The 13,446-nt window shown below is 70.3% G+C and carries 12 protein-coding genes; 6 read left to right on the top strand and 6 right to left on the bottom strand.

The window, feature by feature from the left end; all coding sequences use genetic code 11:
• Positions 1-35: 35 nt before the first annotated feature.
• From AB0H87_RS27000 to AB0H87_RS26980, 5 genes are read right to left on the bottom strand one after another with little or no spacing between them, the layout of a single operon-like run.
• The gene (locus tag AB0H87_RS27000; RefSeq protein WP_360151279.1) at positions 36-2,420 is read right to left on the bottom strand and encodes a ricin-type beta-trefoil lectin domain protein; all 2,385 of its coding nucleotides are present in this window, start codon (positions 2,418-2,420) and stop codon (positions 36-38) included.
• The gene (locus AB0H87_RS26995; protein WP_360151277.1) at positions 2,384-3,673 is read right to left on the bottom strand and encodes a mandelate racemase/muconate lactonizing enzyme family protein; all 1,290 of its coding nucleotides are present in this window, start codon (positions 3,671-3,673) and stop codon (positions 2,384-2,386) included. Before AB0H87_RS26995 ends, AB0H87_RS27000 begins: the two co-directional genes overlap by 37 nt.
• 1 nt (position 3,674) lies before the next feature.
• The gene (locus tag AB0H87_RS26990; RefSeq protein ID WP_360151274.1) at positions 3,675-4,502 is read right to left on the bottom strand and encodes a carbohydrate ABC transporter permease; all 828 of its coding nucleotides are present in this window, start codon (positions 4,500-4,502) and stop codon (positions 3,675-3,677) included.
• The gene (locus AB0H87_RS26985) at positions 4,502-5,473 is read right to left on the bottom strand and encodes a sugar ABC transporter permease (RefSeq protein WP_360151271.1); all 972 of its coding nucleotides are present in this window, start codon (positions 5,471-5,473) and stop codon (positions 4,502-4,504) included. Before AB0H87_RS26985 ends, AB0H87_RS26990 begins: the two co-directional genes overlap by 1 nt.
• A gap of 3 nt (positions 5,474-5,476) precedes the next feature.
• Positions 5,477-6,745 (bottom strand): extracellular solute-binding protein, encoded by a 1,269-nt coding sequence (locus tag AB0H87_RS26980; RefSeq protein WP_360151268.1) that lies wholly within the window; start codon positions 6,743-6,745, stop codon positions 5,477-5,479.
• A 147-nt stretch (positions 6,746-6,892) separates the two neighbouring features.
• On the opposite strand from AB0H87_RS26980, the gene AB0H87_RS26975 reads away from it, so the two are divergent.
• The 6 genes from AB0H87_RS26975 (at position 6,893) to AB0H87_RS26950 (ending at position 12,786) form a co-directional block, all read left to right on the top strand.
• A complete protein-coding gene (locus tag AB0H87_RS26975) occupies positions 6,893-7,660 on the top strand; it encodes a FadR/GntR family transcriptional regulator (protein WP_360151265.1) in 768 nt (255 codons plus the stop codon).
• Positions 7,661-7,917: 257 nt separating this feature from the next.
• Positions 7,918-9,198: a PHB depolymerase family esterase gene (locus tag AB0H87_RS26970; protein ID WP_360151262.1), complete on the top strand. Its 1,281-nt coding sequence runs from the start codon at positions 7,918-7,920 to the stop codon at positions 9,196-9,198.
• Positions 9,199-9,297: 99 nt separating this feature from the next.
• Complete coding sequence (locus tag AB0H87_RS26965; protein WP_360151259.1) at positions 9,298-10,269, top strand: ABC transporter substrate-binding protein; 972 nt, start codon at positions 9,298-9,300, stop codon at positions 10,267-10,269.
• An 18-nt stretch (positions 10,270-10,287) separates the two neighbouring features.
• Positions 10,288-11,064: an ABC transporter permease subunit gene (locus AB0H87_RS26960; RefSeq protein WP_360151256.1), complete on the top strand. Its 777-nt coding sequence runs from the start codon at positions 10,288-10,290 to the stop codon at positions 11,062-11,064.
• Complete coding sequence (locus AB0H87_RS26955; RefSeq protein ID WP_360151253.1) at positions 11,061-11,870, top strand: ABC transporter permease; 810 nt, start codon at positions 11,061-11,063, stop codon at positions 11,868-11,870. The genes AB0H87_RS26960 and AB0H87_RS26955 overlap by 4 nt, the downstream gene beginning before the upstream one ends.
• 28 nt (positions 11,871-11,898) lie before the next feature.
• Entirely contained in the window at positions 11,899-12,786 is an 888-nt protein-coding gene (locus AB0H87_RS26950) for a PaaX family transcriptional regulator C-terminal domain-containing protein (RefSeq protein WP_360151250.1), read from the top strand.
• Here AB0H87_RS26950 and AB0H87_RS26945 read toward each other — a convergent pair.
• Positions 12,710-13,446, bottom strand: a 737-nt coding sequence (locus AB0H87_RS26945) for an AMP-binding protein (RefSeq protein WP_360151247.1), incomplete at its 5' end; no start/stop codon positions are given. The genes AB0H87_RS26950 and AB0H87_RS26945 overlap by 77 nt on opposite strands.

The raw sequence follows: 13,446 nt of genomic DNA, 5'->3' as shown, positions 1-13,446 counted from the left end.
GGCACTCGACAGAGCGCCCGAGCCGGTCCGCGTGGTCAGCCGCGCAGGATCCACTGCTGGTTCGTGCCGCCGTGGCAGGACCAGAGGTGCAGTTTCGTGCCGTTGGCTGTGCCGTTGGCGCTGGCGTCCAGGCACAGGCCCGACTGGGCGCTGGTGATCGTGCCGTTGGTGCCGACGTTCCACTGCTGGTTAGTCTGGCCGTTGCAGTCCCAGATGATGGCCGCCGTGCCGTTGGTGGTGCCCTGGTTCGAGGCGTCCAGGCACTTGTTGCCGTACACCGTCAACTGCTTGCTCGACGTGTACGTCCACCGCTGGTTCGTGCCGCCGTGGCAGTCCCACAGGGCCACCTGTGTGCCGTTGGCCGTGGCCGAGCCCGGTACGTCGACGCAGCGGCCGGACGCACCACCGACGATGGTGACGCTCTGCGGGTTTGTCGTGCTCTGCGGTCCGGCGCTGGCCATCACCGACTGGGCACCGGACGGCCAGTTGCCGTTGGTCACCGTGACGTTGCCGGAGACGACGTTGCCGCGGTCGCCGTTGGTCACGTTCGTGCTGCCGTTGGTCGACCAGTTGTTGGTGACCGTGAAGTTGCCCATGTTCTCGGCGAACCAGTAGTTGGCGGTGGCCCACGTGCCGGTCGACGAGAAGACGTTGTTGCGGGCGGTGAAGTAGCGGGAGCCCTCGTCGAAGTAGATCCCGAAGTATCCGTTGGTCCGCAGACAGTAGTTGTCGCTGACCAGCCCGCCGGGGTTCGCCGAGAGCGTGTAGATGCAGCCACCGTCGTTCATCTGCTGCATCACGTCATGGACGTAGTTGCCGACCAGCCGGTTGTTGGACGCCGTCGTCGCCGTGGTGTAGCGCGGCTGGTAGTTGTAGAGGCCGCGGTCCGCGTAGTGGTCGCTGCCGCCCGCGTCGTTGGAGCCCCAGCCATAACCGATGGACATCCCGGTGTACGGCAGGTTGTAGACCTCGTTGTGCGAGACCGTCGAGTTGGTGACGTACGTCGTGAGCACCGAGACGATGCCGCGGTACTCGATGCCCAGGTCGTGCAGCCGGTTGTCGCTGATGGTGACGTCCCGGTTGACCATCCTCTGGTCGCTGGGGTGGTGCGCGTCGGCGCGGACACCGCCGACCACGATCCCGCCGGCCGCGTTGCGGGCGATCTCGGACCGGGTGACGGTGATGTTGCTCGTGCCGAGGCCGACCCCGCTCGAGTGGGCGTTGGCGTCGTTGCCGATGCCGATGGCGGTCTGACCGAGGTTGACGAACCGCGCGTCGCTGAACGTGACGTTGTTGGCCGCCGACACCTGCACCGCGGCCGGCATCTGCTGCCAGTTGGGCCGGGTCGCCTCGAACTGTGGGCAGCCGTTGTGACACGTGCTGAATCCGGGCCAGCTCCAGTTGCCGCTGATGTAGGCGCCGGTCTGCTGGTCCACGTAGCCCTGGTTGCTGCTCGCGCCGAGCCAGCTCGTGCCGGTGAAGGTGATCCCGCTGAAGGTGAGGTGGTGTGCGGGTGCGTCGTAGGTGCCGCCGACGCTGACCAGGGACTGGAGGGTCGGCAGCTCCACGGCGACGCTGTTCATGTTCTGCCCGCTGAGCGGGATGTAGGACAGCGCGCCGGTGCCGGGATCGAGGTGCCACTCACCCGGCGCGTCAAGGAACTCGTACGCGTTCGCCAGGTAGAGCGGCCCGGCCCGGTGCGGGCTGGTGAAGGTGTCGTACCCGAAGTTGTTGTTGCTCCAGCCCGGCTGCTGCATGGTGATGACGTTGCCGCTGATGCTCTGGACCGAGACGTACCGGTCCGTGAAGGAGTTGACGCTCTCCAGCTGGACCCGGCTCTTGTTGGCCAGGTTGTTGAGATAGCCCAGTGCGCTGTTGGTGAAGCTCAACCCGGTGCTGGAGGCGGTGAAGTCGCCGCGGTTGACCTGGGTGCGGGCCCGGGTGGCGAGCGCGCCGTTGACGTAGAGCTGCCGGCTGTCGAGCCCGGCGCCGACGTTGGCCCGCCAGATGTTGCGGCCGGAGTCGACGAGCGTCCAGCCGGCGACGGCCCGGGCGCCGCTGATCACGGGTTGCGCGGACGGGGCTGACTGCCAGGACACGCGGTAGCCGTTGGCGCCGGAGTCGGCGGCCGTGAACCGCAGCGGCGCGGTCAGCCGGTAGGTGCCGCCGGCCAGTTGCACGACGATGTCGCCGGTCATCGCGCCGACCAGGGACCGCACGCGCGCCTGCGCGGCGGACAGGGAGCACGGTTGGCTGCTGGAGCAGGCGGTGTCGCCGCCCGCGGGCGCGGCGTAGAGCGTGGTGGTGGCCGCCAGAGCCGGCGCGGCCGGGGCGATCAGGACCGTCGTCGCGACGGCCAGACCGGTGGCCACCGCGGCCGATGTCAGCCTGCGGACCGTGGTGGGTGAGGATCCGAGCATGGGACCTCCTGTTGCGGGACGGGACGGGGGAGTGCCCGATCGAAGGCCGCGCTGCCGCTCGACCGGTGCGCGCCGTTCGCGACGTGGCGGCGGGCGGTCACAAGGTGGTCGGGCACGGCGAACAGGCGGTGCCCGGCCCGCTCGGGCCGGACGTGTGGCCCGTCGGCCGTGCTGGTGTCGATGTGGCGGGCCGAGGTCGCGACGACCGCCTCGTCGATCGCGAGCCCGAGGCCGGGGGAGTCGCCGAGCACGAACGCGCCGTCCTCGACCGACACGTCGACCGAGACGCCGACCGGCGGGTGCAGGTCCTGCAGCTCGCTGGCCAGATGGTTGGGCACGGACGTGGCCGCGTGCAGCAGGCCGACCGGTGTGGTGCCGATCGGGCTGACGGGCAGGTCGTGGGCGTGGGCCAGCGCCGACACGCGAAGGAAGTGGGTGACGCCCCAGACCGCGGCGGTCTGCACGACGTCGACGGCTCCGGCCGCGATCAGCGGACGGAACTGCTCCAGGCCGGTGAGGTTCTCGCCGCTGGCGACCGAGGCGTGGACGCCCTGGCTGACGGCGGCGAGGCCGGCGGCGTCCCAGCGCCTGACCGGTTCCTCGATCCAGGTGAGATCCAGGGCGCGCTCGAACTCGCGGACGTGCCGCACGGCCTGCTTGCGGGTCCAGCACTCGTTGGCGTCGAGCATCAGGCCGGGTCGCAGGCCGTGTGCGGCGTCGGTCAACACCTCGCGCACCAGCAGCAGGCGGCGCAGGTCGTGTTCCACGTCGAGGCCGCCCTTGAGCTTGGCGGCCCGCAGGCCCCGGGCCGCGTACCCGGCGTAGAGCGCGACGAGCTCGTCGTCGGTCAGGCCGATGTCCAGACCGGAGGCGTACGCGGGGACCGTGCGGTCGCGCCCACCGAGCATGCGCCACAGGGGTTCGCCGGCCGCCCGGGCCTTGATGTCCCACAGCGCGGTGTCGAGGGCGCCGATGGTGCCGAAGACGGATCCGGCGTGGCCGGCCTTGAAGGTCTGCCTGAGCATGCGGTCGTACAGCGCCGTGACGCCGCGCGGGTCCTCGCCCACGATCGCCGGGAAGACGGAGTCGATGTGGGAGTGGGGGCCGAGCCCGATGCCCGTGATGCCCTCGTCGGTGTCGACCATGACGATCGGCACCGGCACGCCGCCGTCGGCGTAGACGCCGTTGGCGTCGCCGACGGGCCGGCCCCACTCGTGGACCGTCGTCAGCGTTCGATACCCGGTGATGCGCATGTCAGCCTTTCGTGGCGCCGGCGGTGACCCCGTCGGCGATCTGGCGCTGGAGGAACAGGTAGAGCAGGAGGACGGGGGCCGCGGCGATGAGCACGCCGGACGCGAAGGTGGGGATGTTGGCCGAGTACTGGCCCCGCAGCGCGGTCACGCCGACCATGAGCGTGCGGTGCTCGGCGGACGGCATCATCAGCAGGGCGATCAGAACGTCGTTCCAGCAGAAGAGGGCGTTGAGGATGCCGACCGACAGCAGCGCGGGAGCGCCGATCGGCAGCATGATCCGGCGGTATACGCCGTAGAGGCTGTTGCCGTCGATCCGCGCGGCGTCGATGATCTCCGGCGCGATCGTGCGGTAGTAGCTGGTCATCAGGAACACCGTGAACGGAAGGAACTGCGCCACGTAGGCGAGGACCAGGCCGGGATACGTGTCGATGAGACCGGTGTCGGCCATGACCCGGGCCAGCGGCACCATGATCACCTGGAAGGGGATGAACAGCGCCGCGAGGCAGCCCAGGAACAGGATCGACGATCCGCGGAACCTGATCTGGCTCAGGGCGAAGCCGGCCATCGAACCGACCAGGAGGAGCACGACGACCGCGGCGGTGACCACGACGACCGAGTTGAGGAAGTAGCGTCCCATCCCCACGCTGGTCCACGCGTCGGTGATGTTGTCGAAGCGCAACGACGACGAGACGCCGAACCGGTCGAGGACGTACTCCCGTCTGGTCTTCATCGCGACGTTGCCGGTGAACAGCAGCGGGTAGACGGTCGCCGCGGCGAGCAGGCCCATGGGTATGGCGACCAGCCAGCGGCTCACCGGGGTGCGCGACATCAGGACTCCTTCACGGCGCGGCGCAGCAGGCTCAGCTGCAGCATCCCGACGACGAGCATGATGACGAAGAGGACGGTCGAGGCCGCGGAGGCCAGTGCCGGCCGGTTCAGCTGTCCCTGCTGGATCCAGATGTAGTACTCGGGCAGGTAGGTGGAGCCCTCCGGCCCGCCGCTGGTCATGACGTAGAGCAGACCGAACATGGACGTCAGCATGCCGATCATCGTCGTGACGAAGACGAACTGGATGGTGCGCGACAGGCCGGGGATGATCACGTGCCAGATGACCTGCGCCAGGGATGCGCCGTCGACCCGGGCGGCGTCGAGCAGGGCACCGTCCAAAGTGGCGAAGCCGGCGAGGAAGACCACCAGAGCCATGCCGAACGTGGCCCAGACGTGGACGCCGACGACCGCGAACATGGCGATGTCCGGGTCGCCGAGCCAGTCGACGGGTCCGAGACCCACGGTGCCGAGCGCGGCGTTGAGGGGACCGTCGAAGGCGAGCAGCAGGTTGAAGATCGCCCCGACGATGACGGGGGACAACACGGCGGGGAAGAAGTAGACGCTGCGGAAGAGCCGGTGGCCCGGCACGCGCAGGTAGATGAACGTCGCCAGCAGACCCGGGATGGCCACCGCGATCGGCAGCAGCAGGACCAGGAGGCCGACGTTGCGCAAGGCGATCTGGAACAGCGGGTCCTGGAAGAGTTCCTTGTAGTTGTCGAGCCCGACCGCGGCTCCGTCGCGCTCGCCGTCGCCGGTGAAGGAGAAGTTGACGCCGAGCGTCAGTGGCCACAGCCGCAGCGCGACGATGATCAGGATCGCCGGGGCGACGAGGACGTAGGGCGCCAGTCGTTCGCCGCGCATGCCGCGGGCGGCCCGCCGCCGCGCCGCGCGCGGTGGCGACGGCGTCCGCGGGCCCGCGGCCCGCCCGGCCGGAGCCGGGCGGACCGACGGATGCGAGGTGCGGTTGACCATCGGTCAGGCCGGCTTGTCCGAGGCGGCCAGTTGCTTGAGCGCGTCGTCGACCGTGACGGAACCACTGAGCAGCTGCTGGGACAGGCGTCCCATCAGGTCGATCGTCTTCGAGGAGAGGGCTACGTGCAGGGCGGGCTTTCCGGCCTTGAGGTCGGACACGATCGTGGCCACCGCCGGGCCGGCCGTGGAGACGTCGATCGTGGTGTCGGCGGCGATCGCGCCGGCGTCGGCGTAGAACGCGGTGAGGGCCTCGGTCGAGGTCAGGGAACGCACGAGGTCGGCGGCGAGCTTGGGGTCCTTCGTCGACTTGGCCACGGCGTAGCCGATGCCGCCGTCGTAGGGGAGGTTGGGCGTGGCGCCCTCCGTGACGACCGGTGCCGTCATGACCCCGACATTCTCCGGCTTCAGGAACTCGTTGAAGTCCTTCCAGTGGCCGATGTCGGACATCAGGCCGATCATGTGGGCCCCCTTGCCCGCCTCGAACAACCCGAAGGCGTCGTTGAACATGGCGGTCGAGTTGGCACCGTCCGTGTTCAGGCCGGAGTCGTTGACCTCCTTCCACAGCTGGAAGAGCCGCTTGACGTCGGGCGATTGCCAGTCACGCTTTCCGGCGATCCAGTCGTCGTACTCCTGGGGCGTCAGGATCCCCGAGCCGAGGCCCGACATGAAGAACTGGATGCCGATGCCTTCCTTGTTGCCCTGCGCGAAGCACTTGGCGCCGGCCTTGGCGATGGCGGCGCAGTTGGCGGTGAACTCGGCCCACGTCCGCGGTGGGTTGTCGGGGTTCAGGCCGGCCTTCTGGTAGAGCGCCTTGTTGTAGTAGATGGGGTGCCCCTGCAGGGTCACGGGCGCCGCGTAGGTCTTGCCATCCTTGCCGAACGCGTCCCAGCCGGCCAGGCGCTGCTTGTCGTCCGCGATGTACTCGTCGAGGGGGACCAGGGAGTCGACGCGGTCGCGGATCTGCCCGCCGCCGTTGAACAGCATGACGTCGGGGCCCTTGCCGGCCTGCACGGCCGCGCCCAGCAGCGTGTAGTACTGGTCGAAGGGCTGTGCCACGAACTCGACCGTCGTGTCCGGGTGTTTCTTGGCGAAGTCGGCCTTCGCTTTCGCCACGTACGAGGCCGCGGTGGCGTCGCCGGACTTCCAGTCCCAGACGAGGAGCTTCCCGCCGGACGCTGCCTTGTCCGCTTCCTTCGGGCCGGAGGCGCTCCCGCACCCGGACGCCGCCAGAACCGCTATCAGGACCGCTGACCACAGTGCTCGCTGCTTCATCGCCGCTCACTCTCCAGAAGGTGCGGGAGGGACCATCGTGCTCAGAGTGCCGAGAAACGTAACTCGTATGACGTTAGACGTCAATACAGTGCCGTATACTGCCGCGATCGGGCCACGAGTCCGGCGAACGGGCGGCCGGAGGGAAAGATGACGGCTTCACGGCAACTGGACGGCGCGGACGCGGCACCCCCGGCCTGGGCGCGGCGATCGACCAACCTGGCCAAGGCGATCACCGCCGAGCTGGTGCAACGGATCGTCCGGGGTGTTCATCAGCCCGGCACGCCGCTGCCGCCGGAGCCGGCGCTCTGCGAGACCTTCGCGGTGAGCCGCACCGTCGTCCGCGAGGCGGTCAAGATCCTGCAGGAGAAGGGGCTGGTGCAGGTCCGGCAGGGCACCGGCACGATCGTCACCGCCCCGTCGGAGTGGGACATGCTCGACGAGCTCGTCCTCGGAGCGACGATCGCCGAGGACGAGGGCCTGGCCATTCTCGACGACGTGGTGGTCACCCGGCGGGTGCTCGAGTCCGACATGGCGAACGTCGCCGCCCGGCAGGCCGACCAGGAGACCGTCGAACGGCTGCGCGCCCAGGTCGACCGCATGGACGAGCTCGTCGGCGACCACGTGACCTACGAGGAACACGACCGCGCCTTCCACGACACGATCATGCGCGCCTCCGGCAACCGCGTCGCCCGTGCGGTCGTGCGCTCGTTGCAGAGCCAGGTCATCCGGACCGCCGCTTACCTGGGGCGCACCGAGCGCGCGCTGTGCGTCGCGTCCAACCGTGGCCACCGGCGGATCTACGAGCGCATCGCCGCACACGACCCGGCCGGCGCCGCCGATGCCATGTTCACCCACATCACCGACGCCTGGCTCGTCCGCCGCAGCGGGCCGGACCCGGTGCGCCTGCGCCGCTAGTCGCCGGCATCGGTCTACATCGATTGACGATTCAGTGTCCGAGGGGGACACTGAATGTCATGCATCTGGCGGCGCGGGAGCCGGCGACGCCAGGCAGCTGACCGATCCTCGCCGCGAGGCGCTCACCGGGCACGCCTAGCGGTGCTGGTCGGCACCCATCCCGCGGGCGTGCCGCGATCGCGCACGCCGGGCCGCGCGACCGCGTCGACGGTCCGGCGGCGATGCGTCACGTCCTTCTAAGGATCGAGGAGTGACGTATGGAACTTCGTCGAACGCTGCTCGCCGGCTCCGCCGCCATCGTCGCGGCGGCCGCCGCGATGTTGATCGTTCCGGGGCTGGCCCCACCGGCGGCCGCGGCGTCGTTGACCGAGGTGGCCAACTTCGGCGACAACCCGGGCGGAATGCGGATGCACGTCTACGTGCCCGACGCGCGTCCGGCACAGCCGGCGATCGTGGTCGCCATGCACGGGTGCGGCGGATCCGGGCCCGGCTTCTATTCGAGCAGCGAGTTCGCCTCGCTGGCCGACCAGCACGGGTTCATCGTGGTCTATCCGACGGCGACGCAGCAGGCCGGCTTCGGCAACTGTTTCGACACCTGGTCGGACGCGGCCAAGCGCCGAGGTGGCGGCAGCGATCCGGTCTCGATCGTGTCGATGGTGGCCTACGTGCAGCGACAGTACGGCGGTGACCGGAACCGGGTCTACGCCACGGGCAGCTCGTCCGGCGGCATGATGACCAACCACATGCTCGCGCTGTACCCGGACGTCTTCCGGGCCGGAGCCGCGTTCATGGGCGTTCCGTTCAACTGCTTCGCCAACGCGGCCGACTATCCGCCCGGCAGCAGCCGGTGCACCGGCGGTGCCATGGACCGCACGCCGCGGCAGTGGGGGGACGCCGTCCGGCAGGCGTACCCGGGCTACACCGGAGCGCGACCCCCGGTGCAGCTCTGGCACGGGACGAACGACACGCTGGTGCCGTACTCGCTGTTGCAGGAGTCCATCGAGCAGTGGACCGACGTGTTCGGCCTGAGCCAGACGCCGACGTCCGCGGACACACCGCGGTCGGGCTGGAACCGGCGCCGCTACGCCGACGCCGCCGGGGCGGTGCGGGTGGAGGCCTACAGCATCCAGGGCGCCGGACACAGCCTGCCCTCCGGCGGGATGGCGGCGGCCGCGGTCGCGTTCTTCGGGCTGAGCGGCACCACCCCGACGCCGCCACCGACCACGACCCCGCCCCCGGCCGGTGGTGACTGCGTCGCGAGCTACCGGCAGGTCAACGCCTGGGCCGGCGGGTTCCAGGGCGAGGTGACCGTGCGGGCCGGCGACGCGGCCGTCAACGGCTGGGTGGTCAACCTCGGCTTCGCCGGGAGCACCACCATCACGCAGGTGTGGAACGGCGCGCTGTCCGGCGGCAGCGCGGGTTACGCCGTGCGGAACCTGTCCTGGAACGGCGCGATCCCCGCCGGTGGTTCGACCGTCTTCGGGTTCCTCGGTGCGGGGACCGCGGCCGCGCCGACGCTGGCGTGTGGCGGTCCGTAGCCGCAATATTTAACTCATCTTCGACGGTCGTCAGAATTCATTGACATTTCCCTTCACGTACCCGACGATCCCACCACCGCCCCACGAAGGGTCTCGTCAATGAAGAAGGTCAGCGCTCTCGGGCTCGTCGCCGCTGTCGCGATCGCCCTTTCCGGATGCACGGACTCGGACGCGACCCCCTCCGACGAGGGCAGCGCGCAGCTGCGCCTGGTCCGGGTCGCCGCGTTGCCGATCACCGAAACCGCCGCGCTGTGGGGCGGCAGCACGGCGGGCATCTTCGCCAAGCACGGCCTGCGGGTGGAGGTGTTGCCAGCACAGGGTGGAGCGCAGGCTATTCCGGCCCTGATCAACGGCGACATCGACTTCGCCATCGGCCAGCCGTTCGGCCCGATCCGGGCGGATCTGCAGGATCTCGGTGTCGTGGTGATCGGCAACTACGCGTCGTCGTACGCGACCGGCGACGACATCAACGCCGTCGTGGCGTCGGCCAGCTCCGGCATCACCCGGCCCGCCCAGCTCGCGGGCCGGCGCGTGGCGGTCAACAGCCTGGGCGCCGCCGGCGACGTGACGATCATGGCGGCGGTGGAGAAGGACGGGGGCGACCCGACGAAGGTCAAGTTCGTCGAGGTCGCCTTCCCCGACGCGCCCGCGCAGCTCCAGGCCGGCAACATCGACGCCGCCTGGGTGCCGGAGCCGTTCGCCACCCAGCTGCGCGGCCGCGGCGACACCTTCGTGGTGGCGCCCTACCAGGCGACCGTGCCCGGCCTCGCGACCCTGACCACGATCGCGACGAAGAAACGGATGGACTCCGACGCCGACCTCGTCGCCGCCTTCTCGGCGGCGATGAAGGAGACGCTCCTGTGGGCGCTGGACCCGGCCAACGAGGCCGCGGTCCGCCAGTCCATCAAGGACAACCTCGAACTGCCCGACGCCGTGGCCGACTCGGTGCGCCTGCCGGCCTTCGGCTGGCAGGTCGACCGGGCGAGCCTGGAGACGCTCGCCACGCTCGCCGGCAAGTACGGCGTGCTGGACCGCCAGCCCAACTTCGACCGGCTCATCCAGCAGCAGTAGACCGGGCCCGGGAGAGACATGCGCGTCCCGCGCAAGGCGCTGCTGGGCCTCTCCGGCCTGGTCGGGTTCCTCGTCGTGTGGCAACTCGTGCCGGCGCTGGGCCTCGTCGACCAGCAGTACCTGCCGTACGCCACGGACGTGCTCGCGCGGATCGCCGAGGAGCTGCGCGACCTCGCCTTCTGGCGCCGGCTCGGTTTCACCATGACGTCGTGGGCGATCGGCCTGGCCCTGGCGACCGTCGCCGCCGTGGTGCTGGGCACGGTGGTCGGCCTGGTGCCCTTCCTGCGCCGCGCGACACACACGATGGTCGAGTTCCTGCGGCCGATCCCGTCGGTCGCCCTCATCCCGCTCGCCGTGCTGATGTTCGGCATCCAGCTCAAGGCGGCCCTGGTCGTCATCGTGTACGCCGCGTTCTGGCAGGTGTTCGTGCAGATGATCTACGGCGTGGCCGACGTGGACGCGGTCGCCCGCGACACCGCCCGCAGCTACGGCCTGCGGCGCCGGCAGCGGCTGGCCTACGTCGTGCTGCCGACGGCCCTGCCGTACCTCATGACCGGGATCCGGCTCGCTGCGGCGGTCGCGCTCATCCTTGCCATCACGTCGGAGATGGTGATCGGCAACCCCGGCATCGGCCGGATGATCGAGCTCTCGCGGTCCGCCGGCGACGCACAGGGCCTGTACGCGCTGGTCGTGCTCACCGGGCTGCTCGGCCTCCTGGTCAACATCGTCTTCCGGTTCGTCGAACGACGCTCGCTGGCGTGGCACCAGTCCGTGCGCGGGGCGGAGGCGCCGTGACCGCCCGGACCGGACCGGTCGCGCCGGTGCAGGCCCGGCGCCTCCTCGGGGGTCTGCTCTTCCCGGTCGGCCTGCCGTTCGTGCTCCTGGTGTGCTGGGGCCTGGCATCGACCAGGTCGACGAACCGGTTCTTCCCCGGCCCCGTGGCCATCCTGCGCGCCTTCGCCGACACCTGGATCGGTCCGGCCTTCGTCGAGGACGTGCTGCCCAGCCTCTACCGGCTCGCTTTCGGCATCGTCGCGTCGATCGTCGTCGGCGTCGGCGCGGGTACGCTCGTGGGCCTGTCCCGCGCGCTGGGTGAGGTGGTCGAGCCCTTGCTGGAGTTCTTCCGCGCGATCCCACCGCCGGTGCTGATCCCCGTCGGGATGCTGCTGCTCGGCATCACCGACACGATGAAGGTGGTGGTCATCGTCTCCGGCGCCGTGTGGCCGATCCTGCTGAACACGGTGGACGGCGTCCGCTCCACGGACAGCGTGCTGTCCGAGACCGCGGCCTCCTTCCGGATCGGGCGGTGGCAACGACTCCGGTTCCTGGTGCTGCCCGCGGCGAGCCCGCGCATCATGACCGGCGTGCGGCAGGCCCTGTCGGTCGCGCTCATCCTCATGGTCATCTCGGAGATGTTCGCGTCGTCCGCCGGCCTGGGCTACCGGATCGCCTACTTCCAGCGGAACTACCTGATCGCCGAGATGTGGAGCGGCATCCTCCTGCTCGGACTCGTCGGAGTGGTTCTCGCCGCCACCTTCGGCCTGGTCGAGCGGCGGGTGCTGCGGTGGTATCACGGGAGCAGGGCGGTCGAGCGTGCCTGATCGCCAGATCCGGCCGGAGGAGCGGACCGTGCGGAGTCGTCAGCCGAAGCAACTGCTGCTCGCCTTCTTCGGCGAGCACGTCGTCGACGACGATCCCGGCCCGATCCGCGCCAGCGTGCTGATCGGGGTGCTCGACGGTGCCGGTGTCGCGGCGCCGGCTACGCGGGCCACCCTCGACCGGCTCGTGCAGACGGGCATCCTCGCGCGGAACCGGAGCGGGCGGGAGATCCTGTTCTCGCTGACGGGGCACGGCACCGCGGTCCTGCGCGAGGCGACCGCGCGCGTGCGGGGCCCGCACCCGTTCGACCCGCAGGGCACCGGCTGGACGCTCGTCACGTTCACCATTCCCGAGGACCAGCGCACGCTCCGGCACCGGTTGCGTTCGACGCTCACCTGGGAGGGCTTCGCGCCGCTGCGCGACGGTCTGTGGCTGGCACCGGGCGAGGTCGACCTGGCCAGCGCGCTCGAACCGTTGCGGGAGGACCTGCCCCCGAACACGGTCGTCGGCTTCCACGCCCGGGAGCTGCCGTCGTTCCCGATCGCCGACAGCGTCCGGGCCGCCTGGGACATCGAGGCCATCCGCCGCGAGCACCTGGCGTTCATCGAGGCGTGGGAGGACCCGGGTCCGGCCACGCGAGCGCCCAGCGCGCTGACCCTGCGGACGATGCTCGTGGCGGACTGGCTGGCGTTGCTGCGGACCGACCCGCGCCTGCCGCGTGAGTTCATGGACGCGCGTTGGCCGGCCGAGCGGTCGGTCGAGGTCTACCGCCGGACGCACGAGCGGCTGGCGGCGCCGTCGGCGGCCGAGTTCGCCGAGCTGGTCGCCGATCGCGCCGCGGCTAACCGGCGTACCGTTGCCGCAGCTCGGTCTTTCGCACCTTCCCCGACGCGGTCCGCGGCAGCTCGTCGACGGTGACCACGTTCCGCGGCAGCTTGTAGCGGGCGACCTTGCCGGCCAGCAGCTCCCGCACGGTCGCGGTGTCGACGGTGACACCCTCGCGCACGGTCAGGATCGCCCACGGGACCTCGCCCCATCGATCGTCCGGAACTCCGATGACCGCGGCCGCCGTGACGCCGTCGAGCTCGCCCAGCAGCAGCTCGAGCTCGGCCGGGTAGATGTTCTCGCCGCCCGAGATGATCATGTCCTTGAGTCGGCCGGCGATGTAGAGGCACCCGTCGGCGTCCAGGTAGCCCAGGTCGCCCGAGCGGAACCAGCCGTCGGCGGTGAACGCGTCGCGCGTCGCGTCGGGGAGGCCGAGGTAGCCGGCGAACACGTTGGGGCCGGCGATCTCGATCTCGCCGATCGTGCCGGGCGGTGCCGGCGTGCCGTCGGGGCCGGCGATCCGGACGTCGGTGAAGAAGTGGGGGAGCCCGACGCTGCCCTGCTTGGCCCGGGTCATCGCCGGCGGCAGCGCGGTCGCGCCCGGCGACGTCTCGGTCATCCCATAGCCCTGCGAGAACGACAGGCCCCGCTCCTCGTAGGCGCTCAGGATGCGGTTGGGCACGGCAGAACCACCACAGGTGAGCTTCGCCAACGACGAGAGGTCGGTCGAGGCCCAGTCCGGGTGGTCGGCCA

The organism is Asanoa sp. NPDC050611 (assembly GCF_040654855.1).
Taxonomy (GTDB): Bacteria; Actinomycetota; Actinomycetes; order Mycobacteriales; family Micromonosporaceae; genus Asanoa.
The sequence above is the reverse complement of the archived record's forward strand: the minus strand, read 5'-3'. Positions and strand labels throughout refer to the sequence as shown.